Below are 26367 nucleotides of genomic sequence, written 5' to 3'. Positions count from 1 at the left end.
TCGTCTAGTTTATAAAAGCGGGAGTGAAAAGCCCGACCTCTTTGAAAAACATTTTTCTTGTTTTTTCAAAGAGGTCACGCCCAAATCATACTACATTTTATAATATTTAAATGGCACAAAAAGCATCCCGAAACATTCGCCTTCTTCTTTTCCCAGATGTTTGTGGTGTACTTTATGCGCTTTGCGTAAACCTATCAGGTATTTATTTTTGGTGTTCTTGAACCACTTGAAACGTTGATGAATCAAGACATCATGAATCATGAAATAACAAAAACCATAAATGGTGATTCCTAATCCAATGAAAAACAAATAATTGATTCCGCCCTCAGTTCCATAATAAAACAGAACGATGCTGGGAATGGCAAAAATGACAAAAAAGATGTCATTGCGCTCAAAAACATGCTCGTATTTAGGTTGGTGATGATCGGCGTGAAAGTACCACATTAAGCCGTGCATCACGTATTTGTGCGTTAACCAGGTAACACATTCCATAAAAAGAAAAACAGCTATTGTAATTAAAAATGAAATCATTTTTTAGGGTTTAATTCGGTTGTTTATTCCACCAATCGCAACTTATAGGTAACGAAAGATTGGGCTAAAAGTATGGCTTTAGTATAATTAGAAACCCGGATTCTGGTGTTTCCAATCTCTTTGCAAGGTGTGTTTTCTAATTTTTTAAGCAATTTTTTATAATATACATAAGCGGTGTAAACGCCAAATTTAGCTTCGATAGGTAATTTCACAATTCCTTGGTAGGCAATTTTAAAATCTTCGTTGATTTCGTTGATGATCATTTTTTTTGTATTTTCATCAAAAGAATTCAAATCGACTCCGGGAAAATAATTTCGATTCAGAATCAAATTATCGTCTTTTAAATCGCGAAGGAAATTTACTTTTTGAAAAGCAGAACCCAATCGCATGGCTTCAGATTTTAAGGCTTCGTATTTATGTTCTTTTCCAGCCACAAAAACTTTCAAACACATTAAACCTACCACGTCTGCAGAACCATAAATGTATTCTTCATATTCGGCTTTAGAATTGTAATCTAATTTGATTAAATCCATTTTCATGCTTTTCAAAAAAGCCTGAATCAAATCATCTGAAATATTATATTTCTTGACAGTTTGCTGAAACGAATTCAAAATAGGATTCAAACTTATTCCGGAACAGTATGCTTTGTAATAGTCGGTTTCGAAATCATTAATTAGATTTTCTTTGTCATAACCATGAAAAGAGTCCACAATTTCGTCAGCAAAACGTACAAAACCATAGATGCTGTAAATGGCATCCCTGATACTTGGCGAAAACATGTATACCGCCAATGAAAATGAAGTACTGTAGTCCTTAGTAACTAACTTACTGCATTTGAAGGAAACATCGTCAAATAATTGCTTCATAACTATACTTTTAGAAATTGTTTGTCTATCAAATTGGATACTAACTTTCCAGAGATCAATGCAGGAGGAACTCCAGGTCCCGGGACAGTTAATTGTCCTGTAAAATATAAATTACGAACTTTTTTGCTTTTTAGTTTTGGCCTTAAAAAAGCAGTTTGTAATAAAGTATTTGCCATTCCGTAAGCATTTCCTTTATATGAATTGTATTTCTCTACAAAATCGTTCTTGCAAAAGGATTGCTTAAATAAAATATGTTCTTTAATATTTTGTTGCGTAATGGTTTCAAAACGCTGTATTATTTTGTTGAAATATTGTTCTCTTAATACTTCGGAGTCATTAATTCCAGGCGCTAGTGGCACTAAGAAAAACCCCGATTCCATTCCCTCAGGCGCAGCCGTTTTATCGGTCAGTGATGGGAAATTAGCATAAAACAAAGGCTCTTGAGGCCATTGTGGCTCGTCATAAATGTCTTTTGCATGTTGGTAAAAATCAGTATCAAAAAACAAAGCGTGATGCGAAATGTTTTCAATCTTTTTATTAAAACCTACATAAAACAGCAATGACGAAGGTGCAAAAACACGAGATTCCCAATATTGTTCCGAATACATTCTGTGTTCCTTATCCAATAAAGTTTCGGAATGATGGTAATCGGCACCACTTAAAACCAAATCAGATTCAATTCTTTCTCCATTGACAACAATGGCTTTGGCAGTTTTATTTTCGACAATTATTTTTTCGATATTCGAATTGACAAAAAACTGAACTCCTAATTCTGTTGCTAAACTTTCCATGGCACGAACCACATCAAACATTCCTGTTTTGGGATGCCAGGTCCCCAATCCAAAGTCGGCATAATTCATAAAACTATAGAACGAAGGTGTATCAGATGGTTTGGCTCCAAGGAACAAAACGGGAAATTCTAATATTTGAATTAATCGTTCATTCTTGAATTTCTTTCGAACATCCCGACTGATATTGCTAAAAAATTGTCCAATCTTTTTAGTCGTTTCTACTGTCACTAATTCTAATGGAGAAACTCCCGGACGATACACTAAATCTTTAATTGCGATATCATAGTTACTTTTGGCTTCGGCTATAAATTCTCTAAGCACTTTACCACTTCCTTTTTCGATAGCTTCAAATGTTGACACAATTTCGTCTAAATTATCTGCTATAGCAATGAATTCATTCACTCCAAAATACACACGATAAGCTGGTGACAATTTTATAAGCTCATAATAATCGCTTGTTTTCTTTCCAAAATCGGCAAAAAATCGCTGAAAAACATCGGGCATCCAATACCAACTTGGCCCCATATCGAATGTAAAACCGTCTTTTTTGAATTGTCTTGCCCTGCCTCCTATGGTTTCGTTTTTCTCAAAAACCAAAACGTCGTGTCCGCTTTTTGCCAAATAACAAGCCGCAGACAATGCTGAAAACCCAGAACCTATGATTGTAATTTTTCTTTTCATTTGTTTAACAAATATACAAAATTACTAAACAAAATTACAGCCTTGATGTTAATTCTGCTATTGAACTAAAAACAGCTACTTTACTTAAAAGTGATTCCGTTTTAATATGAGGAACTAACCTTCCTGTCAACCATAGTTCGGTAGTATCATCTAACAATTCATTTACCATTTCCTGAACATATTCATTGACTTCATCTCTATCCGGTTTCACTGTGAAACAAGAAACATACACAATAGAACTAAAATGTTTTTTTAAATCTTTTAAATTATGGATAGGCATACTTTCTCCTAAATAAATACTTCTATATCCTTTTAAAAGTATTTCATAGTGCATGTACATTAATCCCAATTCATGAATTTCGTTCAAAGGAAGTGACAACACAAAAACCTTATCTAGTTTTGTTGGTTGTAAAAACTGTAGTTTTTCTGAATTTAAAATGATTTTTTGCCTTAGCAAATAACTGATAAAATGCTCATGAGCTGGCGAAATCGTGTCAGTTTGCCACAACAAACCAATTTCATCTAAAAGCGGTATGAACACCTGATGAAAAATTTCTTTAAATGATTTCTCTTCTGCTAACCAGTTATAAGTATTTAAAAAAAGCTGCTGATCAAAATTCATCATCGCCATTTTAAAAGCGTTAATAGCGTGATTTTTAGCATTTTTGGAAGATATAATTTGCTTTACAAGTGTTTGAATTTCACTCTCTGAATAAGTCGCAATTTTAGAAATCTTATAACCATACTCATGTAAAAAAGTAATGTTTAACAATTTTTGCAAACTAACTAAATCATACAATCTTATATTAGTATCAGTACGCATGGGTTCTAGAACCTGATATCTTTTTTCCCAAATACGAATGGTATGCGCCTTTATTCCTGAAAGATTTTCAAGGTCTTTTATACTAAAAACATTTTTTATATTGTTCATCTATTCAAACATATGATTAAACAAATATACGTTTTTATAACAAAAACCCATTAAGAAATCAAGAACATATTATATAACACATTCTTCATATTGATTTAGTTTGTCCAAATCCAAAATAGTTTTAGTATTATCGTCACTTCTTTGATACATTGGTACAAACTTAGCTCCATAAACCACCTCATCAAAAGTATAAGAAGTTCGAGTGGCTACAGTATTAGAAAACATATCATCAAATGTTTTTATATACACAAAAATCTCTCCTGTAACATTCAGAAAATCTTCTTTTGCAAACTCATACAAAGGACTTTCTTCGGTTATGGGATGTACCAATGTCCAACTTAGCGTTAAAGCATTGATTCTTTCGAGTTCTAACTTTAAAGAAAAAAACCTATTCACTTTCACACCGTTCTCCTCTATGCTCATCCCTAAAGTCATTTTTGCTTCAGCATCAGTAAAATTGGTATTTTTAAAAGGACTCAAACGAATCATCAAACCTGTACTTTCTCCATAAGGAGCAATAAGCGCATTATGAGAAAATTTCAAAAAAGCAGTAGGCTTACTAAATCGTCCAAAAAACAATCCCGTGGCAATTGCAAAACTCAACAATCCTATTAAAGCTTCGGCTGCTGCCAATAAACTCGTTAAAAAACCAACCGGACTTATATGGCCATAACCCACGGTTGTAAAGGTTTGCGCACTAAAAAAATAAGCTTGTCCAAACTTAGCCCAATAACTAGCTGTCATTGGAATACCATCAAGGTGTTCTATTCCAATTCCGAAATAAGCCATAGCAAAAACCAAATTTATTCCCACATAAAAAGTAAGGATAACCATCATGAATTTCCATGCAGGCATATCAATCATGGTGTGATACCAACTAATGCGGTGTAAAAAGTGCATTCCTTTTTTTTCAACATTTGCAGTACCGTTTTTATTTACAAAACGTCCTCCGTAACTATTTGCATTAGTTCCAAATCCCGTATTCCTATCCAATACAGCTTGCAAGTTGATTTTATTTAAAAAAGCCATTTAATTCTCTGATTAATTTTCAATGTAAATTTAAGTAAAACACACTCAAAAAATGAGTAGTATTTTAATATAAGACCTAAAAAAAAATCTCCAACTTGGGAGATTTATAATTTTATTTGGAGTTACATATTTCTTCTATACTGCCCTCCTACCTCAAACAAAGCCGAGGTAATTTGTCCTAAAGAACATATTTTAGTTGCTTCCATTAAATGTCCAAATAAATTCTCATTATTAATGGCTGCCTGTTTAATTGCCTGTAGCAGTTCTTTTACTTTATTTTGATTTACTTGCTGTAAATTGCTCAACATTTTAATTTGGTATTGCTTTTCTTCCTCAGTAGCCCTAATAACTTCGGCAGGAATAATTGTTGGTGAACCTTTAGCGTTTAAAAAAGTATTTACTCCCATAATAGGCAGTTCTCCAGTATGTTTTAAATTTTCATAATACAGGCTTTCTTCCTGAATTTTAGATCGCTGATACATGGTTTCCATTGCTCCTAAAACTCCTCCCCGCTCAGAAATTTTCTCGAATTCCTCCAGAACAGCTGCTTCTACCCAATCTGTTAATGCTTCGATTAAAAACGAACCCTGCATTGGATTTTCATTTTTAGTGAATCCAAATTCCTTATTAATAATGAGTTGTATTGCCATTGCCCTGCGCACTGATTCTTCGGTAGGTGTCGTAATGGCTTCATCGTAAGCATTGGTATGCAAAGAATTACAATTATCATAAATGGCATATAAAGCCTGTAGCGTAGTTCGGATATCATTAAAATCAACTTCCTGAGCATGAAGAGAACGACCTGAGGTTTGGATGTGATATTTCAACATTTGTACACGTTCATTGGCGTGGTATTTATTTTTCATGGCTTTCGCCCAAATTCTGCGCGCTACCCTGCCAATTACCGCATATTCAGGATCCAATCCATTGGAAAAGAAAAAAGACAAATTAGGACCAAAATCATTAATATTCATTCCGCGATTCAAGAAATATTCTACATAGGTAAATCCATTAGCTAAGGTGAAAGCCAATTGTGTAATTGGATTAGCTCCTGCTTCGGCAATATGGTAACCTGAAATAGAAACCGAATAAAAATTTCGGACATCATGAGTTATGAAATACTCTTGTACATCGCCCATCAATCGCAAGGCAAACTCAGTGGAAAAAATACAGGTGTTTTGTGCCTGATCTTCTTTCAAAATATCAGCCTGAACAGTTCCTCTAAGCTGCAACAAAGTCCTTGCTTTTATTTCATTATATACCTCCCAAGGTAAAACAGCATCTCCCGTTACCCCTAGAAGCATTAATCCCAAGCCATTATTTCCTTCCGGCAAACCACCCTGATAACGGGGGCTTTCAATCCCTTGTTGTTCAAAAATGCGATTGATTTTTTCTTCGACCTCTTCCTCTAACTTATTGGCTTTAATATAAATTTCGCATTGTTGATCGATTGCTGCATTCATAAAAAAACCTAATACAATGGATGCAGGACCATTAATAGTCATGCTTACAGAAGTCATGGGGTTAAGCAAATCAAAACCGGAATATAATTTTTTAGCATCGTCTAAACAGCAAACTGCCACTCCTGCATTGCCTATTTTTCCATAAATATCGGGACGTATGTCAGGATCATTACCATATAAAGTCACACTATCAAAAGCAGTAGACAAGCGTTTGGCTGAAAGACCCAAACTCAAATAATGAAACCGCCTATTCGTTCTCTCAGGCCCACCTTCTCCAGCAAACATTCGGGACGGATCTTCACCTTCTCTTTTAAAAGGATACAATCCCGCTGTAAAGGGAAATTCTCCCGGTACGTTTTCCTGTAAAGACCATTTTAAAACATCTCCCCAAGCCTCATATTTAGGCAGTATAACTTTTGGAATTTGAATATGAGACAAGGATTCTGTGTGGGTTTCCCTGCTTATTTCTTTACCTCTAACCTTAAAAGTATATAGTGGATTTTTGTATTTATTTACTTTTTCATTCCAGCCTGAAATAATTTCCCAATGATGTGTTTCTAAATCCTTTTTTAGCTTCTCAAATTGATTCAATAAAAGATTGATAAAAATACTATTGTCCTTATTTTCAACAACCGCATTCGAAAGCAATGTTTCAACATCAATTCCAGTTTTACTGATAACAGGCTTTTGCCCTGACAAGGATTCCAACGTTTTAAAAATCCCATATAGTTTTTGAGCAATTTCTTGTTGGCTTTTTGCATTTTCATCATAATTCCGAATCGTTTCGACAATTTCAGACAGATAACGCGTCCTTTGAGATGGAATCACATACACTTTCTCACTCATCTCAGATTTGGTTTCAAAAGTCGAATGTAAATTGGCTTTAGTTTTTTCGGCTATTGTACGCATAACCGCCTGATACAATCTATTCATTCCCGAGTCGTTAAACTGCGATGCGATTACACCAAAAACAGGAAGATTATCTACATTAGCATCCCAAAGATTGTGGTTGCGTTGGAATTGTTTCTTCACATCCCGCAATGCGTCGAGTGCTCCGCGTTTGTCAAATTTATTAATAGCCACTACATCGGCAAAATCAAGCATATCGATTTTTTCAAGTTGGGTAGCAGCTCCAAATTCCGGTGTCATCACATACAAAGTCACATCGGCATAATCTACAATCTCAGTGTCAGACTGACCAATTCCTGAAGTTTCAACAATAATAATATCATATTGTGCCGCTTTTAAAACCTGAATAGCATCCTGAATCGATTTTGACAAAGTCCTATTAGATTCACGGGTAGCCAATGATCGCATATAAACTCTGGAATTATCAATAGCATTCATCCGGATTCTATCGCCAAGTAAGGCACCACCTGTTTTACGTTTGGATGGATCAACGGAAATTATTCCTATGGTTTTATCTGGAAAGTCAATCAAAAAACGACGAACAAACTCATCCAGCAAAGAAGATTTTCCGGCACCTCCTGTACCTGTAATTCCAAGAACAGGAATCCCCCCACCCCCCGAAGGGGGAGCTATCAACGATTGAGGAAATCCTTTGTGAAATTCATCAGGATTATTTTCTGCTAACGAAATTAATCTAGCTATTGTATTTACATCTTTTTCTAATAGTCTATCCGTAATATGTAAAACTCCCCCTTCGGAGGCTGGGGGGACAACATCGCAACGTTGCAATAAATCATTAATCATTCCTTGCAATCCCATCTTTCTACCATCATCAGGAGAATAAATTGCTGTAATTCCATAAGCTTGTAATTCGGCAATTTCCGAAGGCAAAATAACACCACCGCCACCGCCAAATATCTTAATGTGAGTTGCTCCTTTTTGCTGAAGCAAATCAAAAATGTATTTAAAAAACTCATTATGTCCTCCTTGATAAGAGGTAATTGCAATGGCATTAACATCTTCCTGAATGGCCGTATTTACTATTTCGGCTGCACTTCTATTATGTCCCAAATGAATTACTTCAACGCCGCTGGCCTGCATAATTCTACGCATGATATTGATTGCTACATCATGACCGTCAAAAAGAGCCGCAGCTGTTACAATTCTTATCTTATTTTTAGGACGATAGACTTTCATTGGTACAAATGTTATTTTACTTCCATTTCGTTAATTATTCCATTGTGTTCAAAAACTACTTTTGTCCCGAACGATTGGCATTTTGTATCAGTAGGATACCAATTACGGTTTTCGGCTGAAAGAATAAAAAGTCCTGTATCAGTTCCTAAAACAATAAACTTCTCGAGTTTGGGTTGTTTCGAAAATACCGAAAGAGTATACTTTGCAAACAATTCCTCACTGAAAGCCGAAACATCTTTAGCTACAAAACCTATTTCGCTTACCGAGACTATCGAAGCACCGTCAAATGCTGCATCTGATGTGTTATCCAAACAATAACGCGCAATGAACTCTACAACATTTCCATTATTATCATAGAAATAAAAAGACTTGGCGTCCCAATTATAAAAATCGGCAATTTTTTCCTGAGGAATTACATCTAATATTTCTACTTCTTTTTCCATCCAATCAAATGCTTCAAAAAGCTTATTATTAGGGATATCAAAAGCAAAATGATAAACTGCCTTGGTATTTTTTGAATATCTGAAAGTGAGTTTGGTCGAACCTGCGGCAAATGAAACAGTTGACTTATTGAACGAAAGAACAGCTAACCCCATTTTTTTATGATAAAAAGCAGCGGTCTCTTCGAGATTGGCAGTTAATAATTCAAGTGCTATTATTTTCATTTTTTCTACTATGAATCACAAATTATCAATACAATTTAGAACTTCCGCAGTAGCCATTTAAGGATTGTTCCATTTTTCCAAAACAAAACTATGTTTGTGTATCTTTGGTCAAAAATCAAATACACATAAAGTTATGAAAAAAATCGTATTATTCTTTATCTGCTTCTGCCTATTTAGTTGTGCCGAAATGCAACAGGTTTTAAGTCAAATGCCTCAAACCGGAACTACTGGTATGATTGACATTTCGGGAGGATTAAAAGAAGCCTTGAATAATGGAATTTCAAAACAAGTAAGCAAATTAACTGCTACAGATGGTTTTTATAAAAACGAAGCTGTAAAAATCTTATTACCAGAAGAATTAAGAAAGGTTGATACCGGATTGAGAAGAGTTGGACTAAGTTCACTAGCCGATGAAGGATTAAAAGTATTGAATCGCGCTGCTGAAGATGCGGTAAAAGAAGCCACTCCTATTTTTGTAGATGCTGTAAGAAACATGTCCTTTAGTGACGCAAGGGGAATTTTGTTAGGCAACGAAAGTTCGGCAACAACCTACCTGCAAAACAGCACAACTACTTCTTTATACGGGAAATTTAATCCTGTTATAAAAAGCTCTTTTTCTAAAGTTGGCGCCGACAAAGTATGGCAAAATATCATCACTAAATACAATAGCATCCCGTTAGTAAGCAAGGTAAATCCTGACTTGACTGACTATGTTACTAATCAAGCCTTGAAGGGTGTTTTTAAAATGGTAGCCGTTGAAGAAAAAAATATTCGAACTAATATCAGCGCCAGAACATCTCCATTGTTACTAAAAGTTTTTGCTTTACAAGACAAAAAATAAAAAGCGTTAAGTACCTGAACAAACAAGCTAAATAGCATTTGTTTTATTAAAAAATAAGTTTAGTTTTGAATCCTTAACAACTACAATAAAAAATTGATTTCAATACACTTTGCGTAATACAATTAAAAAACATTAGCAAATAATTGAAAACATGAAATAATTATAAAATGCAAAAAATAACGATACTTATCCATTGTGAGGATCAAAAAGGAATTATCGCCTCGGTAACTAATTATATTGCTTCTATCGAAGGAAACATTATCTATCTGGATCAGCACGTTGATGCTAATGAAAATGTGTTTTTCATGCGCTTAGAATGTGAATTTAGTACTCAAAACTGGGATTTAGAATTGATAAAAAAAGATTTCCAAACGAATCTGGCTGATAAATTCAATATGTCCTGGGAAATTTACACCCAGGAATACAAACCTAGAATGGCACTTTTTATTTCTAAATACGACCACTGTTTGTATGATATTTTAGGACGCTATAGTGCGGGAGAATTGCCTTTGGAAATTCCTTTAATCATTAGTAATCATGAAGACTTAAAAGGTGTAGCCGAACGTTTTTCGATTCCATTTTTCCATATTCCTTTTAATAAAAACATCAAAGAAGAAGGAGAAAAACAACAAATTGCTTTATTGAAAGAACACAATATTAATTTCATTGTTTTGGCCCGATACATGCAAATTATTACTCCAAAACTAATTGAACTGTATAAAAACAAAATCATCAATATCCACCATTCGTTTTTACCGGCATTTCCAGGAGCAAAACCCTATCATTCGGCTTTTGCACGTGGAGTAAAAATTATTGGCGCAACAAGTCATTATGTAACCGAAGAATTAGATGAAGGGCCAATTATTGAACAAGATATCACCAGAGTTTCGCATAGTCATTCGATAGAGGATTTTATTGTAAAAGGGCGTGACTTAGAGCGCAGCGTATTGGCAAGAGCCATAAAACTGCATGCTGAACGTAAAACTATGGTTTACAATAACAAAACAGTTATTTTCTCTTAAACGGCTGTTAACTTTGTTAAACAAGCGTTTAAAACTTAACTTATAACCAACAAAGTAATAACAAAACCTTAACAACAATTTCCTTTGTTATGTAGCATCTTTGCAGTGTAATAAACTGGTTATTTATTATATTTGGTTTTGGTTAGTTAAACAAGTGCTAGTATTTTTTGAATACTAGCACTTCTTTATTTAAGGGCTTTCTTATTTTTATTTATTGAGCAATAAAAGTAAAAGCTTTTTTAATAACCTCTAAAAAAATGGCCTAAACCTCCTAAAACCAGCAATTTTACTGATGTATTTCAGCTATTATTCTTTTAAATTACGGACTATATTGGCAGGCAAAATATTAAACTTAACATAAAAAACTAGGAATTTAATGTTCTGTTAATGTAACTTTGCGAAAAATTTACTGCTATGAAAGGACTTTTGAAAGAGACGAGTGAAATTGAAAAACTACAAGAAGAATTTAAAATTCTTACTGACATAAAACAAAACAAAACAGCTTCAACTAAAAATCAAGAAGAAGAGTTAGTTTTAGAAGAATGTGAATTATAACTTTTGATGTAATTCTTTAAAATAATCGAAAGCCTTTAACAATCGGCTACCATACCAGGAAAACATTTCACCATCTACTAAAACACATTTTGCGGAATTAGTAAAACATGTCATTTCTAAAGCATCTTTTTCTTTAAAAGGATAAGGCTCTGAAGACAGAAATACAAAGTCTAAATCGTTATTTACATTTAGGTTTTGAAGTTCAATCTCAGGATATCTTTGTTGGTTTGCAAAAACATTTTCAAAATGATTTAATTGCAACAATTCATTTATAAAATTACCTGAACCAGCCACCATCACCATGTAAGGGTTTTTCCAAATAAAATAAGTTACTTTTTTTACGGACTTATTTTGGATAAAATTTTTAAAATCGCTCAAAGCTAAAGCCAGTTTTCTATTCCAATTTTCGGCTTCAGCAACACAATCAAATAGATTCCCAAAATCGTTTACCATCTTAAAATTATCTTCTACTGTAACAATATCAGTTACCCAAACTGGGCATATTGTACGAAGTATTTCTACTATTTCTAAGGTGTTTTCTTCTTTATTACAAATAACAATATCGGGCTTTAATGATTTAATCTTATCATAATCTACCTTTTTTGTTCCACCAACAATTTGCTTTTTAGATCGTAAATCCTTTGGATGCACACAGAATTTAGTAATTCCAACAATGTTAGATTCTAATCCTAAATCGACTAACAATTCCGTTTGCGAAGGCACCAAAGAAATAATCCTTTGTGGCACTTTATCAAAAGTATGCAAAGTTCCTATGTCGTCGATTAATGAGTACTGTTTCAATTTAGATTTTTGACTTTAGATTTTAGAAATAAAAAAACACAGACAACCAAGATTTAACGGATAACAACGGATTATTTAAATTTAATCTGCGATAATTTGTTAAATCAGTTTTGTCTGTGTTCCAATAAACTAATTTATTATTTAGATTGCAGTATTGCTGCCATTTCCTGCTGCATTTTCAAAGCCTCAGCTCTAGCTTTTTCGGCGAAATCAGCTTCTTTTGATGCATAAATAATTCCTCTTGAAGAATTAATTAACAATCCTACATTGTCATTCATTCCGTATTTACAAACTTCAGATAAACTTCCTCCTTGCGCACCAACACCGGGAACTAACAAGAAACTATCAGGAACAATTTTTCTAATTTCAGTAAAATACTCCGCTTTTGTAGCTCCTACAACATACATTAGATTTTCTGAATTCTTCCATGTTTTAGAAATTTCTAAAACGCGTTTGTACAATTCTTTTCCGTCAACATCAAGCGTTTGAAAATCAAAAGCACCTTCGTTAGATGTAAGTGCCAACATAATAGTATGCTTGTCTTCGAAAGCTAAAAAAGGCTCTACAGAATCTTTCCCCATATAAGGTGCAACAGTGATACTATCAAAGTTCAAATCTTCAAAAAATGCTTTGGCATACATCGAAGAAGTATTCCCAATATCGCCACGTTTAGCATCGGCAATCGTGAAAATGGCAGGATAATTTTCGTTAATATAGTTAATTGTTTTTTGCAAAGAAATCCATCCTTTAATACCATAAGCCTCAAAAAAAGCGGTATTGGGTTTATAAGCGACAGCCAAATCGTGAGTTGCATCGATTATTGCCTTATTGAATTCAAAAATAGGATCTTCCTGTTCTAAAAAGTGCGTTGGAATTTTATCTAAATCGACATCTAATCCCACACATAAGAAGGATTTTTTAATCTTGATTTGTTCAATTAACTGCTGTGTAGTCATTTATTTTTATTTATAAAGCGCAAAGTTACAAAGCCAATTGTAATTAATATAAGAATTGTATAAGTTTCTCTGAAAATTCTATAATAGAGCGCGCATTAAAACAAACTAACTTTAAAATTTATTACAATTAATAAAGCTATTTATTACTTTTACTAAAACCCTAAAAATAGTCACCTTGAAATTATTTTTAAAAACAGACAGTCTCTTTCTTGCTAAAAAAATTTTAGAAGAGAAATTAGATGCATTCAACATCAAATACAATCTAATTAATACGAATGAAATTCTATTCTTAGAAAATATTGATGCCGATACTTATCAAAAAATAACTTCTATCTTAAACGAATATGGATTTGAGATTATCGAAAATCAAAAGAACATCATCGTCGAGAAAATCAAAGAAACTATCATAGAAATGGTTTTTAATGACGAAGTTCCTTCGGTTAAAAGTTCGGTTTATTTAGCCGAAAAACTGGATCTTAGTTATGGTTATCTTTCCAATCTGTTTTCTGAAGTAACCTATACTTCAATTGAAAATTTTATCATTATTCAAAAAATAGAATACGTAAAAAAACTCATCACCCATCATAATTTAACCTTAACCGAAATTGCTTTTAAACTCAATTACTCGAGTGTGGCACATTTGAGTTCCCAATTTAAAAACATAACGGGAATTACGCCTTCAGCCTTTCAAAGAATACTAAAAAAACGCAACGAGATTGCGAATCAAAATATAAACTAAATTCAAGAAACAACTATGCAAAAAGATTTCATCTTAATTACCCTTGCAGATGATGACGAAGACGACAGAATGTTTTTTACCGATGCTTTTGAGGAATTAAAAATTAACACGGTTGTCAATACCGTAAATGATGGTGTTGCCCTGATGAATTTTCTTAATGCATCCGAAACTGTTTTGCCTAATATTATTTTCTTAGATTTAAATATGCCTCTAAAATCGGGTATAGAATGTTTAAAAGAAATCAAAGCCGATTCTAAGTTTAAAGATATTGTAATTGCAATTTATTCCACTTCTTCTTCCGAGGAAGATATCGAAAACACCTTTGTTTTAGGAGCTAATATTTATATTAAAAAGCCAAATAATTTTGGGAAACTAAAAGAAATTTTATCCGAAGTGGTGACTCTAAACTGGCAGTATATCACTTCAGGACTGAATAAAGATAATTTTTTATTACGCATGTAATTATGTTTAAATCTAAGTTATTCGATTCAATAGGATTTATAAGATCTGTCTTTCTTATCGCTTTTTTTATCTTAATTTTTTTAGCGTCTATAACCTACAGACACATCAAGGAATTAGATGAAATAAGTGATTCGATAATGAACACCTATGAAATTTCTATCGAATTAGGTCAGCTCATTTCATACATAAAAGATGCCGAAACCGGTCATCGTGGTTACGTTATTACAAATGATTCGCTTTATTTAGAGCCTTTTATCAACGCGCGAAAAAACGTAAACAACACTTTTCAGATATTAAATACTACCATAAAATCGGACTCCATAAAACAGGAACAGCTAAAAAAAGTTTATGATTTAGTAGACAAACGTTTTTCATATTTTAAAAACAATTTCTCCAGCAAAAAAGAATTTAATGATGATTTTAGAAATGGAAAAATTATCATGGATTCCTTAAGAACTCAGGTCAATAACATGCTCAGTACCGAAAACAAATTATTGAGTTCAAAAGACAAACTCTATAAATACAATAATTCAAATACACCCTTAATTGTATTTTCAACCTTCTTAATTTCAATTTTGATTTTAGGCTTAGGCTACACGCGAATTATTAAAAACTACAACGATCTGATCAATCAAAATATCAGATTAAAAATATTTGACGAATCGAGTAAACAGGCCGAAATACTTGGAAAATACGGTAGTTGGCTATTAAATATCAAAGACAAAACCTTTAGTTATTCTGACAATAAATTTCGTTTACTGGGCTGCAAACCGCAATCATTCCATCCTACTTTAGAAAATTTATTAGATAACATTCACCCTGACGACAAAGAAATTCTTATCGATGCTTTTCAGCAAATAGGAGAAAAAGAAAGCTTTCCACTGATTCGTTATCGAATAATTAAAAAAAACACGCTCGAAATTCGCCATTTTAGGACTACTGCTAAAATTTTTATAGATAAACTGGGGAATAAAAACATGATTGGTACCACTCAGGATATTACCGAAGATTACAATAAAACCCAGTTAATTGAACTGCGAAACAAAGAATTAGAACAAAATAATAAAGAATTGATGGAGTTCAATCATGTAGCCAGTCATGATTTACAAGAACCACTTAGAAAAATTCAAACTTTTATCTCCCGCATTGAAGACAAAGAGAAAGATTGCTTATCTGAATCAGCTAAAGGCTATTTCGAAAAAATTCAGGAAGCCTCTAACCGAATGCGCATTTTAATTGATGATTTGTTGCAATATTCCAGAACCAATCGTTCTGAAAAAACATTCGAAAATATCGATTTAAACCATGTTGTCACAAACGCTATAAGTGAACTTTCGGAAAATATAGCCGAGAAAAAAGCAGTTATTAATTTTGAAAAATTGCATCACGTTCAGGGAATCCAGTTTCAACTAGAGCAACTCTTTATTAATATCATAAGCAATTCATTAAAATATTCAAAAACCGATGAAACGGCAATTGTCAACATTACTTCTAAAAAAGTAAAAGCATTTAAAGTACCTAAATTAAAAGACGATTCGAAAAAAGAATATGTGAAAATTAGTTTCAAAGACAACGGACTTGGATTTGAACAGGAATATGCGGAAAAAATATTCCTGCTATTCAACAGATTACACGGCAAAAAGGAATATCCTGGAACTGGAGTTGGACTGGCTATTTGCAAAAAAATTGTCGAAAACCATAAAGGCTACATTTTTGCAAAAGGAAAACCCAATGAAGGAGCTGTATTTGAAATTTATTTACCCGTTTAACCAATTGCAATTATATAATATTATTAAAAAATCATATAACAAAACCGATGTTATTTTATTTAATTTCGCATAAAACAAACCTAATGAGCACTATAAAAAGTAATAAAGCTATTTTATTCTTTATACTGTTTTCCATCAGTTGCTTGACTGTGACATCCTGTGAGAAAAAAATTAAGACAGAAAAAAGTATTACAAACACTAAAATAGATGCACAAGTCCTGATTGAAATTGCCGAATCGAATCTTAAGGTAGTTGCCATTACGCAAAAAGCAAGAGAAAGAGAAATGGAAAACAGTAGTAGTACTGTTTTTCAAAAAATCGAAAACGATCATATAGAACTAAAAAACAAAATCAAAAAAATTGCAAAAGATAACTTCATCATCATTCCCAATACGCTATACGATACTAAGCCTTTAAAAATTTTTATAAGTGAAGCCAATACCTATTTGTATTTAAAAAAAACCACTGATTTACTCCTTGCCGAATTAGAATATTACAAAAATATAGTTACAACTAATCAAAATATTGCTTTGAAAGTATTAGCCACAGAAAGCATTACAAACATTCAAAATAACATATCCGTTATTCAAACAGAACTAAAATTACAAGAATAAACTTTCTTTTACATATAACTTAAAAATTAACAAAACACCTTTCTCAAGGTGTTTTTTTGTATCCATAAACTAAAATGGAAATTGTATAAAAGTATCAAAATATCATGTAACACATTTAATATAAATATGTTGCAACTTTGTAATGTAGCATCAAAACTACTCCCAAATCCATTGATTTCAAACTCTAAAAAATATAATCATGGGAAATATACTCTATCTAGCGGCCATATTATTAGTAATATTTTGGGCTTTAGGATTTTTCATTTACAGCATTGGAAGCCTGATACACATCTTATTGATAATTGCAATCATTGCTGTAATCATGCGAATTATTAGTGGAAAACAACTTTAATTAATAACCTTTAAATAAATACAATCATGAAAACGAACAAAGTAGTATTAGGATTAATTGGTGGATTAGTAACAGGAGCCGCCTTAGGCATTTTATTTGCACCTCAAAGTGGAAGAAAAACCAGAAGAAAAATTAAAGACAAATCAAGAGAATTCAAAGACCACATGAAAGAAGACTTTGACAAGCTGATTCAAAAAATAGATAAGAAATACGAATCGGTTTCTCATAATGCTCATGAATTTCTTTACAATGGAAAATCAAAAATAGAAAATGAAATAACTACGAGAAATTAGGTTATTTCATTCTAAACGGTAATCATTTTCAAAAAAAAAGTAGACCCCAAAATACGATAATTATGAAAAATGCAATCAAGATTTTAGCAATACTGGCTTTAGTAATTTTAGGTACAACAAAAGTTACGGCTCAAGATATCTCTAGTAATACCTACGAACAAAAATTTAAACTGGGAATTGGTGCATCAGTTGGATATCCTTTTGAAGACCCTTATAATTTAAATGTAGGAGGCGATGTTCGTTTACAATATGATTTATCAAAAAGATATTCTCTTACCGCAACCACTGGATTTAATAACCTTTTTGTGACTGGAGACGATAACGATTTAGGATATATCCCTGCCAAACTAGGTTTTAAAGCTTTTGTTTTAAAAGACAAATTCTATTTGATGGGAGAAGCTGGTGCTGCTTTTCCAGTAACTAATAGTTACAACAAAACCTCTTTGTTATTAAGCCCTAGTATTGGTTATGCCACAAAATACATAGATGTAAGCGTACGCTATGAATACCTGCCTGATTTCCCAACATTGAAAAACAACACTCCCGATAACGGATTAGGTCAAATTGCTTTGCGACTTGCTTACGGATTTAAACTTTAAAACAACAAAAAAGCTTCCTCTCTTCATTTGAAAGAGGAAGCTTTTTTCTAAATATTACTTTAAACAAAAAATGAGACCCGAAAGTCTCATTTTTTTTATCTCAAATAACTGAATTATTTTACTAGAATAATTTCTACTCTACGGTTTTCAGCTCTTCCTGCTACTGTTTTATTAGAAGCAATTGGCTTAGTAATACCATAACCTTCAGATGAAAGTCTGTCAGCACTAATACCTTTAACAATCAAATAATTTTTAACTGCAGCAGCTCTATCTTTTGATAACTGAAGATTTTTAGCTGCGCTACCTGTACTATCAGTATGTCCTTCTAATTTAAAATTAGCATTATTGTATTCGTTCATTACTTTTACAATTTCTTCTAATTTACTGTTTGATTCTGCTTTAATTGTAGCTTTAGAAGAATCAAATAAAACAGATTTAGAGTAATCATTTAATTTTTTAATTACTTCTTTAGTTACTTCCGGACAACCTTCATTAGCAAGAGTTCCTTTTACTTTAGGACATTTATCATCCTTATCTAAAACACCATCGCCATCAGTATCTAACCAAGGACAACCTGCGTTTTCTTTTGGACCTGCAACAGTAGGACATTTGTCATCTTTATCTAAAACACCATCGTTATCTTGGTCTTCCCATGGACAACCTGCATTTTCAGCTGGACCAGCAACATCTGGACATTTATCATCCTTGTCTAAAACACCATCTTTGTCTTTGTCTCCCCATGGACATCCATTATTTGCTGCAGGACCTGCAACATCTGGACATTTGTCGTCTTTATCTAATATACCATCGTTGTCTTTATCTCCCCATGGACATCCTTTATTTTCAACAGGACCGGCAACTTCCGGACATTCATCATCTTTATCCAAAATTCCGTCTCCATCTTGATCTTTAGCCTTTTTTTGATAAATTGGAATTTTCATCCCTAAGTGAATATCAGCTGCTCTTGAACTTTTTGAAACAAAATTTGAAATGATTGAACCAGATCCAATAAAAAACACTCCTGTTCTTAACCCCAAACCTACTTGAGCCTGTTTACTGTAATCCATATAAGAGAATGGTACATAAGCGCTAAACCATTTTGATTCGTAACGAGGAGTTATACTCACACGGTTAGCAATACTGTTTTGGTTTAATTTTGTTTTGCTTACTACACCTAAATCAACATTGGTATTCAAATAGAATTTATTATGAATATTCCAGTCTACATCAGCATGTAAAGCCGTTGGTAAATATGATTTTACATTACCATTTACTACAGTATTAGGGTAATTGTTTTTCAAAAATTCATCAAAGTTGTCTGCACTATCATAATTAGCTTGAGTAATTGTCTTATTCAAATTATAATTATTTCGCACACCTTTATCATATTTCATAGAACCTAAATCGGTAACAGAGAAACCAAAACGCAGTTTGTATTTATTTACTTCTTTTAAATCATTGATATCGGCTCTATCAGCAGTATATTCAGGTCTCCATTCGTAAACTAATCCTAAATCTACTCCAAAACCTTTTGATTTTGAATCAATATCTAAATCTGAATTAGCTGCAAAATCCTGACTTGAACCATAAACAACTGAACCAGTAGTAGTATAGGTGCTATTTTGTGGTAAAATTAGATTTTCATTGTATGCCATTGTAACTCCAGTAGCTTGCAAATGGTAATTAGCAACTCCTTGTAAATATTTAGCAGTAATACCCCCTTTTAAGAAATGTTGCCCTTTTTGGTATAAAACTGCAGCATACGAAAGACCTAACTCACCCCATGAATTACCTACAGCGTTTGCACTTCCTACTGTAGCAGAAGGAAAACTTGTAGAGTTATCTTTAGTTATATCATTAATTACTTTTCCGTTTACATCAATTACATTAAGTACTGCTCTAGCTCTTGTATACACAGCTAATGTATGCTTAGGAGCAATATTAAACATAAACGATGGCCCCATTATATCTGTATTGAATACAGCATTATTGGCATTACTAAAATTCTTTTTAGCTTCTAAATCAAAATCATATCCGCTTTTAAAAACATCAAAAATCTTTACTCCATACAAATCATTTCCAACAGAGGAACTTATGGAGAACAAATTAATATCTGCTTTAAAACGAGAATCAGCTATAGATGCAGGATTATACAAAACACCTTGAACACCAGCATAATTATCAGGAATATATCCTAAATAAGATTGGGCGTTTGCCGAGCAAAAACTTGCAAAAGCAAACAACGAAAGAAAAATTCTCTTTTTCATAATTAATATCATTTAGTTAATAAATTGGGGGCCAAAAAAAAAGCACTTAATTTGATAACGCAAATTAAGTGCTTTTTCTTATTAATATCATTAAAAGCTTTATGTTTTTCTTAACAAATGACCTTTAATTAACGATTAGAAAACTTCGCTGGCTTCTTTTAGTTTTTCTGTATTGTTAACTAACTGTAACTCATCTACAATTTTCTGAATATCACCATTCATGATATTTCCTAAATCGTATAAAGTCAATCCAATTCTATGGTCAGTTACACGACCTTGAGCATAATTATAAGTTCTAATTTTTGCCGAACGGTCTCCAGAACTCACTTGCGACGTACGTTTAGATGCATCTTCTGCTTCTTTTTTAGCTAATTCTTGTTCGTATAAACGAGAACGCAATACGCCTAAAGCCTTATCTTTATTCTTATGTTGCGATTTCTGATCTTGACATTGCGCCACTAATCCGGTAGGAATGTGTGTTAAACGTACAGCAGATTTCGTTGTATTTACCGATTGTCCTCCAGGTCCTGACGAACAAAAGAAATCCACACGCACATCATTCATATCAATCTGAACATCAAACTCCTCTGCTTCTGGCAAAACCATAACTGTCGCTGCCGATGTATGAACACGTCCTTGTGTTTCTGTTTGAGGAACACGTTGTACACGGTGAACTCCCGCTTCAAACTTCAAAGTTCCATAAACATCTTCTCCTGTAACCTCAAAAATTACCTCTTTAAATCCTCCTGAAGTCCCCTCGTTCATATCCACAACCGAAGTTCTCCAACCACGACTTTCACAATATTTAGTATACATTCTAAACAAATCTCCTGCAAAAATACTCGCTTCATCACCACCAGTACCAGCACGAACCTCCACCATTACATTCTTAGCATCTTCAGGATCTTTAGGAATCAACATGAATTTAATTTCTTCCTCCAGTTCTGGTAATCTTTGTTTCGCTTCATCCAGTTGCATCTTCGCCATTTCGGTCATATCTGCATCACTTCCATCCGAAATAATTTCGTTTGCCTCTTCAATATTTGCCATTAAAAGAACATATTCATCTCTCTTTCCAGCCAAAGCCTTTAGATCTTTATACTCTTTATTCAACTGCACATAACGCTTTTGATCCGAAATCACATCCGGTTGGATGATTAAATCCGAAATCTCGTCAAAACGTTGTTTCACTATTTGAAGTCTGTCTAACATAGTTGTAGTCCTTATAATTGGAGTGCAAAAATACAAAAAAGATTGCACATTTAAGAATCCATATTTCAGATTTTTTTAGGAGCTATTTCCCGCTGTCTGCTCTATCTTTTTCTTGTCTCGTTTTAAGAACGAGACAAGAAAAAGGATGCCGCTTCCATCAGGGCTAGGAATCTGTTTTGGCTACATCAATTCTCTTCCGAAATTTGATTCACCATATAAATCATAATTCCACCTAAAAGAGCCATAATTAAAAAAGCCCATTTCATACTCAAAGCTTCCGAAATAAAACCAACCATTGGTGGAACTACTAAAAAACCAAGATAACCAATAGTCGATATGGAAGTCAATGCCGAACCGCTACTCAAACTTTTTGAACTCCCTGCAATACTAAATACCAACGGAACAGTACAAGAAACTCCAATGCCAATCAATACAAAACCTATAATCGTTGGAATAATAAACGGTAAAAGAAAACAAATTAAAAATCCGACACTAATCATTACAGCACTGTAAAACAATATTTTTTTAATTCCAAAACGCATCACTCCATAATCCCCACAAAAACGTCCTAAAGTAACCGCAGTCATAAAGAAAACAAAGGCAGCTGTTGTTATCTTCTGAGAAGCATGTAATACATTCTGAAAATAAATTCCACTCCAATCATACATCGTATTCTCGCAAGCCATCGACACAAAACAAATAATAGCAAATTTCAATAAGGTTTTATCTGGCATCGAAAAAAACTTCTTTTGCTCTTTTAAAGGTTCAGTCTCTATCGTTAATGGATAAAAACAAGCTGTCACCGCCAGCATAGCAACACTAATTCCCAATAAATGATACGACGGGTCAATATGTTGTGTTACCATAATATAACCCAAACCAGCACCTCCAAACCCAGCCAAACTCCAAATAGCGTGAAAAGTTGTCATAATCGATTTGGGATACAATCGTTGTACTTCTAATGCTTGTGCATTCATCGACAAATTCAAAATATTACGTGAACCACCAAAAATTAAAAGAATAAGAACCAACTGCCATACAAATGCTGCAAAACCTGGTAATGCTAAAACCACATTAAACAAAATAGCTCCTAATAACATACAATAACGGCTGCTAAATAGATTTAAAATCCGTCCAGTAAAAGGCATCGTTAATATTAAACCAATTGGAAAAGCAAATAAAACAGCTCCGAATTCTGCTTCCGATAAATGCAATTGAGCCTTAATCGCAGGAATTCGAGAGGCCCATGACGAATAGCCAAAACCAGAAATGAAGAAAAATATAGTAGTTGCTAATCTATAGCCCTTAGGCGATTGACGTAAATTATTAAAATAGTCTGAAATCATTGATTTGTGTTCCTTTCAATTTGGAGTGCAAAAATAAGTCTTTTAAATGGGTAAAGAATGTTAAAAATCCCTAAATAACATTCTTGAAAATCTATTAGTATTTTTACTAATTTTGCTCTGAATTTGATCCAAAATCAATTCAATTTAATTATGCAAAAAATAGCTTCATTACTATCAATACTCTTGATTGCTTCGGCTTGTCAAAAAAATGCTACTGCCGAAAAAGATCTGATTAAAAAAGCGGATTGGCTTATCGGAAATTGGGAAAACAAAACCAATCTTGGTACGCTTTCTGAAAACTGGGAAAAAGTAAACGACAGCACATTTAAAGCCAAATCACTTTTTATAAAAGACAAAGACACCATTCATAACGAATCTATTATTCTACAACAAAAAGGAGAAACTCTAACTTACACTACAACTATACTGGGACAAAACGAGGATAAACCCATCCGTTTTCAACTAAAAGAAGACATTGAAACTGAACTCGTTTTTGAAAACCCAAAAAATGATTATCCTCAAAAGATTAGCTATAAAAAAACAGCAAATACTAGTTTAGTTACTCAAATTTCAGGAATGCAATTTGGAAAACCTAGTTCTGAAAAATATACTTTGGTCAAAATCAAATAAATCAAAATAAGTTCATTCTACAAGCCTTGCTTAAATAAAGCAAGGTTTTTTTGGTTATAAATACTTTATATTTACACTTACCTAAATTACTCTATAAACCAAAACCAACCTCAAAACATGAATAAAAAAACAGGATTATCAATTTTAGCAATGCTACTCTTTTCTATATTAAGCATCAGTAATAGTCATGCTCAAAATCCACTTAATTTTGGCAGTAAAATACTCACTGCCGATCCTTCCGCACACGTATGGAAAGATGGCAAAATGTATGTTTATACCTCACATGACGAAGAATGTCAAACTGATTTTTTTATGAAAGACTGGCACGCCTTTTCATCCACTGATTTAGTGAATTGGACTGACCACGGAGCCATTTTTTCGGTTAAAGACCTTAGTTGGGCAGACAATTTTGCCTGGGCTCCAGACTGTGCTTATAAAAATGGTAAATATTATTTCTGTTTTCCAGTTGGAAAAGGGTTCAAAGATCGAGTAAACCCAAAAAACAGCACCAAATGGATGGGAATTGGTATTGCTGTCAGCGATTCTCCTACAGGGCCTTTCAAAGATGCTATTGGCAAACCCTTATGGACAACTCCTTATGCCAATGATCCTTGCCTTTTTATAGATGATGACGGCAAAGGTTATATCTATTTTAATGGCGGTGGCGATTATTTAGTTGCCGAAATGAATGACGATTTACTCAGTGTAAAAGGCGATATGTATAAAATGGACATGGGTGGTTATAAACCTAAAAGAGAATGACCTTGGGTTTTCAAGAGAAACGGAATTTATTATTATACCATGCCTGAAGAAAACAGAATTCTAACTTATTATACCGCTAAATCTCCTAAAGGACCTTGGAAATACCAAGGCGTTATTATGGACGAAGAGGGCGCTAGTAACAACCATCACTCCATTGTAGAATTCAAAGGAAAATGGGTTTTATTTTATCATAGATGGTTAGAAACCAAATCAGAATGCGGAGAAAAGCAACGTAAAACATGTGCTGAAAACCTATATTTTAACGAAGACGGTACTATCCAAAAAATCACCCGAACTGATTTAGGAGTTGGAAACACATTTAAATAACAATATCATTTATTATGGCGTTACCTCGTTGCAGCACTTTTCCGTAAAATATTCTATTTTGTTCCGCAACGAGGTCGGGTTTTCCGCTACAAGTCCTCGTCCCGTCTCGTCCCAAAAGACGAGACGGGACTGTGGGCTATCCGCTTCACCCCCTAACGCAAGCACGAGAACATAATAACTACTTATTTTCTTTCCAAGTCTTATAAAACAAAGGATATTCATACGATAACATACAAATCCAACCCACCAAACAAGCGAAAGCAATCCCTTTAACACCGAAATAAGGAGCCAAAAAATAAGCAGAAATTACCCTTCCTAACATTTGAACAAAAGTGGAATTCAGTGTAATTTTCATCTTTCCTAATCCACGAAAATACCCCTGAATAACATTAGTAATAGCTGGTAACAAATAGAGTAAAACCATTACTTTAAGATATTCTTCTCCTTTATCAACTACCTCTAAACCTCCTTTACCCATAAATAAAGTTACTAATTGTCTTGAAAACAACACAATTATTAAGGTTACTGTTAAAGTATAAATAACTTCAATTTTAACTCCCGTCAAAAATCCTTTTCTAATCCGTTTAATATTTCCTTTACCTTTATTCTGGGTTAAAAAACCTGTTGTTCCATGAGCAATATTCTGTTGTATAATCATCACAAAATCATCAATTCTGCCTACTGCATTAAAAGCTGCTACAGAAATAACACCTAAAGGATTTACTGCTCCTTGAATTAAAAACTTCCCCAGATGTAACGTAATTTGTTGCATAGCCGTAACCGAACTATAACTGAAAATTATGCGAAACAAATCACGATCAAACACAAAATCTTTCCTGCAAAATTTTAAAATAGGAATATTGAATCTAACATAAAAAACACATAATAAAGCAGCAATAGCTTCAGCAATAACCGTCGACCAAGCTGCACCAGCAACTCCTTTTTTCCATACTACTACAAAAAGAAGATCCAAAACTATATTAAGCACCGCAGAAGCCATCAAAAAATAAAGAGAAGCCTTAGAATTCCCCATACTTCTTAAAGTAGAAGCATAAATATTATAAATAAATGTAAAAATAAAACCTATAAAAATGATTTGGAGATAAGTAGTAGCATCATCTAGAATTTCAAGAGGTGTATTTAAAAGCGAGAGAATCAATCGAGAAGAAAAAAAACCAAAAACAACTAAAACAAACGTAAAAACACCTCCTGAAATTAAAGAAGTAGAAATTACTTTTTTAAGCTGAACCAAGTTTCCTTCTCCAAAAAAACGCCCCATCAATACGGACATTCCTAAACAAATTCCAATAATCAAAAAAAGAAGAACATTCATAACAGGACTCGCTGCTCCTAAAGCAGCTAAAGCATTTGCACCTACAAAACGCCCTACAATAATAGAATCAGCTGCATTATAGGTCAATACAAAAAAATTACCAATTATTAATGGTAGAGTAAAATGAATAATTTGTGGCACAATAGGTCCACGAGTCATATTTACAAGCTTTTCTTTATCCATTTTACGCTAAATAATTAGTCAACTACAAAAATAATACAATAAAAATAAGGATATAAAACAAAAAACCCCGTTTCGTTAGAAACAGGGTTTTAGAATCTGAAATAACTTCAGATTAAAGAAAGGCGACGACATACTCTCCCACAAAACTGCAGTACCATCTGCGCAGGCGGGCTTAACTACTCTGTTCGGGATGGGAAGAGGTGAGCCCCGCCGCAATAACCACCTTAAGGTCGTTGTTACT

Annotated in this window: 24 protein-coding genes, 1 rRNA gene and 1 pseudogene; 12 read left to right on the top strand and 14 right to left on the bottom strand. The window is 33.3% G+C overall.

Annotated features, from left to right (window positions below):
* Positions 1–90: 90 nt before the first annotated feature.
* The 7 genes from GTZ96_RS05740 to GTZ96_RS05710 all read right to left on the bottom strand — a co-directional run bounded on the left by GTZ96_RS05740 (position 91) and on the right by GTZ96_RS05710 (position 9063).
* On the bottom strand, positions 91–531 hold the full coding sequence (locus tag GTZ96_RS05740) for a sterol desaturase family protein (RefSeq protein WP_161641785.1): 441 nt from the start codon (positions 529–531) through the stop codon (positions 91–93).
* Between the two features lie 23 nt (positions 532–554).
* Positions 555–1397, bottom strand: a complete 843-nt coding sequence (locus tag GTZ96_RS05735) for a phytoene/squalene synthase family protein (protein WP_161641783.1) — start codon at positions 1395–1397, stop codon at positions 555–557.
* Between the two features lie 2 nt (positions 1398–1399).
* Positions 1400–2869: a phytoene desaturase family protein gene (locus GTZ96_RS05730; RefSeq protein ID WP_161641781.1), complete on the bottom strand. Its 1470-nt coding sequence runs from the start codon at positions 2867–2869 to the stop codon at positions 1400–1402.
* Between the two features lie 34 nt (positions 2870–2903).
* Positions 2904–3800 carry a MerR family transcriptional regulator gene (locus tag GTZ96_RS05725; RefSeq protein ID WP_161641779.1) on the bottom strand — a complete coding sequence of 299 codons (897 nt, stop codon included), beginning with the start codon at positions 3798–3800 and terminating at the stop codon, positions 2904–2906.
* Between the two features lie 69 nt (positions 3801–3869).
* The gene (locus GTZ96_RS05720) at positions 3870–4829 is read right to left on the bottom strand and encodes an ion channel (protein WP_161641777.1); all 960 of its coding nucleotides are present in this window, start codon (positions 4827–4829) and stop codon (positions 3870–3872) included.
* Between the two features lie 122 nt (positions 4830–4951).
* Entirely contained in the window at positions 4952–8398 is a 3447-nt protein-coding gene (locus GTZ96_RS05715; protein ID WP_161641775.1) for a methylmalonyl-CoA mutase family protein, read from the bottom strand.
* An 11-nt stretch (positions 8399–8409) separates the two neighbouring features.
* The gene (locus GTZ96_RS05710) at positions 8410–9063 is read right to left on the bottom strand and encodes a VOC family protein (protein WP_161641773.1); all 654 of its coding nucleotides are present in this window, start codon (positions 9061–9063) and stop codon (positions 8410–8412) included.
* A gap of 133 nt (positions 9064–9196) precedes the next feature.
* Here GTZ96_RS05710 and GTZ96_RS05705 point away from each other — a divergent pair, with 133 nt between their 5' ends.
* From GTZ96_RS05705 to GTZ96_RS05695, 3 genes are all read left to right on the top strand, one after another.
* On the top strand, positions 9197–9904 hold the full coding sequence (locus tag GTZ96_RS05705) for a DUF4197 domain-containing protein (protein ID WP_161641771.1): 708 nt from the start codon (positions 9197–9199) through the stop codon (positions 9902–9904).
* Between the two features lie 167 nt (positions 9905–10071).
* On the top strand, positions 10072–10926 hold the full coding sequence (gene purU / locus GTZ96_RS05700) for a formyltetrahydrofolate deformylase (RefSeq protein ID WP_161641769.1): 855 nt from the start codon (positions 10072–10074) through the stop codon (positions 10924–10926).
* Between the two features lie 414 nt (positions 10927–11340).
* Entirely contained in the window at positions 11341–11481 is a 141-nt protein-coding gene (locus tag GTZ96_RS05695) for a hypothetical protein (RefSeq protein ID WP_181033148.1), read from the top strand.
* Here GTZ96_RS05695 and GTZ96_RS05690 read toward each other — a convergent pair.
* A complete protein-coding gene (locus GTZ96_RS05690; protein WP_161641767.1) occupies positions 11476–12282 on the bottom strand; it encodes a helical backbone metal receptor in 807 nt (268 codons plus the stop codon). The genes GTZ96_RS05695 and GTZ96_RS05690 overlap by 6 nt on opposite strands.
* A 137-nt stretch (positions 12283–12419) precedes the next feature.
* Positions 12420–13238 (bottom strand): orotidine-5'-phosphate decarboxylase, encoded by an 819-nt coding sequence (pyrF, locus tag GTZ96_RS05685; RefSeq protein WP_161641765.1) that lies wholly within the window; start codon positions 13236–13238, stop codon positions 12420–12422.
* Between the two features lie 175 nt (positions 13239–13413).
* Here pyrF and GTZ96_RS05680 point away from each other — a divergent pair, with 175 nt between their 5' ends.
* The 7 genes from GTZ96_RS05680 (at position 13414) to GTZ96_RS05650 (ending at position 18066) form a co-directional block, all read left to right on the top strand.
* Complete coding sequence (locus GTZ96_RS05680) at positions 13414–13977, top strand: helix-turn-helix domain-containing protein (protein WP_161641763.1); 564 nt, start codon at positions 13414–13416, stop codon at positions 13975–13977.
* 15 nt (positions 13978–13992) lie between these two features.
* A complete protein-coding gene (locus GTZ96_RS05675) occupies positions 13993–14439 on the top strand; it encodes a response regulator (RefSeq protein ID WP_161641761.1) in 447 nt (148 codons plus the stop codon).
* Between the two features lie 137 nt (positions 14440–14576).
* Positions 14577–16208, top strand: coding sequence for a sensor histidine kinase (locus GTZ96_RS05670; protein WP_161641759.1), 1632 nt, complete (start codon positions 14577–14579; stop codon positions 16206–16208).
* A gap of 83 nt (positions 16209–16291) precedes the next feature.
* Entirely contained in the window at positions 16292–16822 is a 531-nt protein-coding gene (locus tag GTZ96_RS05665) for a hypothetical protein (RefSeq protein ID WP_161641757.1), read from the top strand.
* A 199-nt stretch (positions 16823–17021) separates the two neighbouring features.
* Entirely contained in the window at positions 17022–17174 is a 153-nt protein-coding gene (locus GTZ96_RS05660; protein WP_161641755.1) for a lmo0937 family membrane protein, read from the top strand.
* A gap of 26 nt (positions 17175–17200) precedes the next feature.
* Positions 17201–17467: a YtxH domain-containing protein gene (locus GTZ96_RS05655; protein WP_161641753.1), complete on the top strand. Its 267-nt coding sequence runs from the start codon at positions 17201–17203 to the stop codon at positions 17465–17467.
* A 62-nt stretch (positions 17468–17529) separates the two neighbouring features.
* On the top strand, positions 17530–18066 hold the full coding sequence (locus GTZ96_RS05650) for a hypothetical protein (protein WP_161641751.1): 537 nt from the start codon (positions 17530–17532) through the stop codon (positions 18064–18066).
* A 113-nt stretch (positions 18067–18179) separates the two neighbouring features.
* Here GTZ96_RS05650 and GTZ96_RS05645 read toward each other — a convergent pair whose 3' ends face one another.
* The 3 genes from GTZ96_RS05645 to GTZ96_RS05635 all read right to left on the bottom strand — a co-directional run bounded on the left by GTZ96_RS05645 (position 18180) and on the right by GTZ96_RS05635 (position 22891).
* Positions 18180–20333 (bottom strand): DUF5723 family protein, encoded by a 2154-nt coding sequence (locus GTZ96_RS05645; RefSeq protein WP_235972870.1) that lies wholly within the window; start codon positions 20331–20333, stop codon positions 18180–18182.
* 135 nt (positions 20334–20468) lie between these two features.
* Complete coding sequence (prfA, locus tag GTZ96_RS05640; RefSeq protein ID WP_161641747.1) at positions 20469–21545, bottom strand: peptide chain release factor 1; 1077 nt, start codon at positions 21543–21545, stop codon at positions 20469–20471.
* A 185-nt stretch (positions 21546–21730) separates the two neighbouring features.
* On the bottom strand, positions 21731–22891 hold the full coding sequence (locus tag GTZ96_RS05635) for an MFS transporter (RefSeq protein WP_161641745.1): 1161 nt from the start codon (positions 22889–22891) through the stop codon (positions 21731–21733).
* A 150-nt stretch (positions 22892–23041) separates the two neighbouring features.
* On the opposite strand from GTZ96_RS05635, the gene GTZ96_RS05630 reads away from it, so the two are divergent.
* Together GTZ96_RS05630 and GTZ96_RS18275 are read left to right on the top strand one after the other, a co-directional pair.
* On the top strand, positions 23042–23521 hold the full coding sequence (locus GTZ96_RS05630; RefSeq protein ID WP_207720152.1) for a DUF6265 family protein: 480 nt from the start codon (positions 23042–23044) through the stop codon (positions 23519–23521).
* A 117-nt stretch (positions 23522–23638) separates the two neighbouring features.
* Positions 23639–24610: pseudogene (locus GTZ96_RS18275) on the top strand (family 43 glycosylhydrolase).
* 178 nt (positions 24611–24788) lie between these two features.
* Here GTZ96_RS18275 and GTZ96_RS05620 read toward each other — a convergent pair.
* Entirely contained in the window at positions 24789–26126 is a 1338-nt protein-coding gene (locus GTZ96_RS05620; RefSeq protein WP_161641743.1) for an MATE family efflux transporter, read from the bottom strand.
* A gap of 117 nt (positions 26127–26243) precedes the next feature.
* Positions 26244–26353, bottom strand: a 5S ribosomal RNA gene (gene rrf, locus GTZ96_RS05615).
* Between the last annotated feature and the right edge of the window lie 14 nt (positions 26354–26367).

Origin of the sequence: Flavobacterium undicola, from assembly GCF_009909155.2 — a bacterium.
GTDB lineage: Bacteria > Bacteroidota > Bacteroidia > Flavobacteriales > Flavobacteriaceae > Flavobacterium > Flavobacterium undicola.
The sequence above is the reverse complement of the archived record's forward strand: the minus strand, read 5'-3'. Positions and strand labels throughout refer to the sequence as shown.

What these genes read in the sequence shown, in the direction of transcription:
- GTZ96_RS05655 (WP_161641753.1), top strand. Translation starts at nt 17,201, where the DNA reads ATGAAAACGAACAAAGTAGTATTAGGATTAATTGGTGGATTAGTAACA.
- GTZ96_RS05635 (WP_161641745.1), bottom strand. Translation starts at nt 22,891, where the DNA reads ATGATTTCAGACTATTTTAATAATTTACGTCAATCGCCTAAGGGCTAT.
- prfA (WP_161641747.1), bottom strand. Translation starts at nt 21,545, where the DNA reads ATGTTAGACAGACTTCAAATAGTGAAACAACGTTTTGACGAGATTTCG.
- GTZ96_RS05730 (WP_161641781.1), bottom strand. Translation starts at nt 2,869, where the DNA reads ATGAAAAGAAAAATTACAATCATAGGTTCTGGGTTTTCAGCATTGTCT.
- GTZ96_RS05665 (WP_161641757.1), top strand. Translation starts at nt 16,292, where the DNA reads ATGAGCACTATAAAAAGTAATAAAGCTATTTTATTCTTTATACTGTTT.
- GTZ96_RS05710 (WP_161641773.1), bottom strand. Translation starts at nt 9,063, where the DNA reads ATGAAAATAATAGCACTTGAATTATTAACTGCCAATCTCGAAGAGACC.
- GTZ96_RS05650 (WP_161641751.1), top strand. Translation starts at nt 17,530, where the DNA reads ATGAAAAATGCAATCAAGATTTTAGCAATACTGGCTTTAGTAATTTTA.
- GTZ96_RS05720 (WP_161641777.1), bottom strand. Translation starts at nt 4,829, where the DNA reads ATGGCTTTTTTAAATAAAATCAACTTGCAAGCTGTATTGGATAGGAAT.
- GTZ96_RS05705 (WP_161641771.1), top strand. Translation starts at nt 9,197, where the DNA reads ATGAAAAAAATCGTATTATTCTTTATCTGCTTCTGCCTATTTAGTTGT.
- GTZ96_RS05725 (WP_161641779.1), bottom strand. Translation starts at nt 3,800, where the DNA reads ATGAACAATATAAAAAATGTTTTTAGTATAAAAGACCTTGAAAATCTT.
- GTZ96_RS05715 (WP_161641775.1), bottom strand. Translation starts at nt 8,398, where the DNA reads ATGAAAGTCTATCGTCCTAAAAATAAGATAAGAATTGTAACAGCTGCG.
- GTZ96_RS05735 (WP_161641783.1), bottom strand. Translation starts at nt 1,397, where the DNA reads ATGAAGCAATTATTTGACGATGTTTCCTTCAAATGCAGTAAGTTAGTT.
- GTZ96_RS05675 (WP_161641761.1), top strand. Translation starts at nt 13,993, where the DNA reads ATGCAAAAAGATTTCATCTTAATTACCCTTGCAGATGATGACGAAGAC.
- GTZ96_RS05740 (WP_161641785.1), bottom strand. Translation starts at nt 531, where the DNA reads ATGATTTCATTTTTAATTACAATAGCTGTTTTTCTTTTTATGGAATGT.
- GTZ96_RS05695 (WP_181033148.1), top strand. Translation starts at nt 11,341, where the DNA reads ATGAAAGGACTTTTGAAAGAGACGAGTGAAATTGAAAAACTACAAGAA.
- GTZ96_RS05645 (WP_235972870.1), bottom strand. Translation starts at nt 20,333, where the DNA reads ATGAAAAAGAGAATTTTTCTTTCGTTGTTTGCTTTTGCAAGTTTTTGC.
- GTZ96_RS05620 (WP_161641743.1), bottom strand. Translation starts at nt 26,126, where the DNA reads ATGGATAAAGAAAAGCTTGTAAATATGACTCGTGGACCTATTGTGCCA.
- GTZ96_RS05670 (WP_161641759.1), top strand. Translation starts at nt 14,577, where the DNA reads ATGAACACCTATGAAATTTCTATCGAATTAGGTCAGCTCATTTCATAC.
- GTZ96_RS05630 (WP_207720152.1), top strand. Translation starts at nt 23,042, where the DNA reads ATGCAAAAAATAGCTTCATTACTATCAATACTCTTGATTGCTTCGGCT.
- pyrF (WP_161641765.1), bottom strand. Translation starts at nt 13,238, where the DNA reads ATGACTACACAGCAGTTAATTGAACAAATCAAGATTAAAAAATCCTTC.
- purU (WP_161641769.1), top strand. Translation starts at nt 10,072, where the DNA reads ATGCAAAAAATAACGATACTTATCCATTGTGAGGATCAAAAAGGAATT.
- GTZ96_RS05660 (WP_161641755.1), top strand. Translation starts at nt 17,022, where the DNA reads ATGGGAAATATACTCTATCTAGCGGCCATATTATTAGTAATATTTTGG.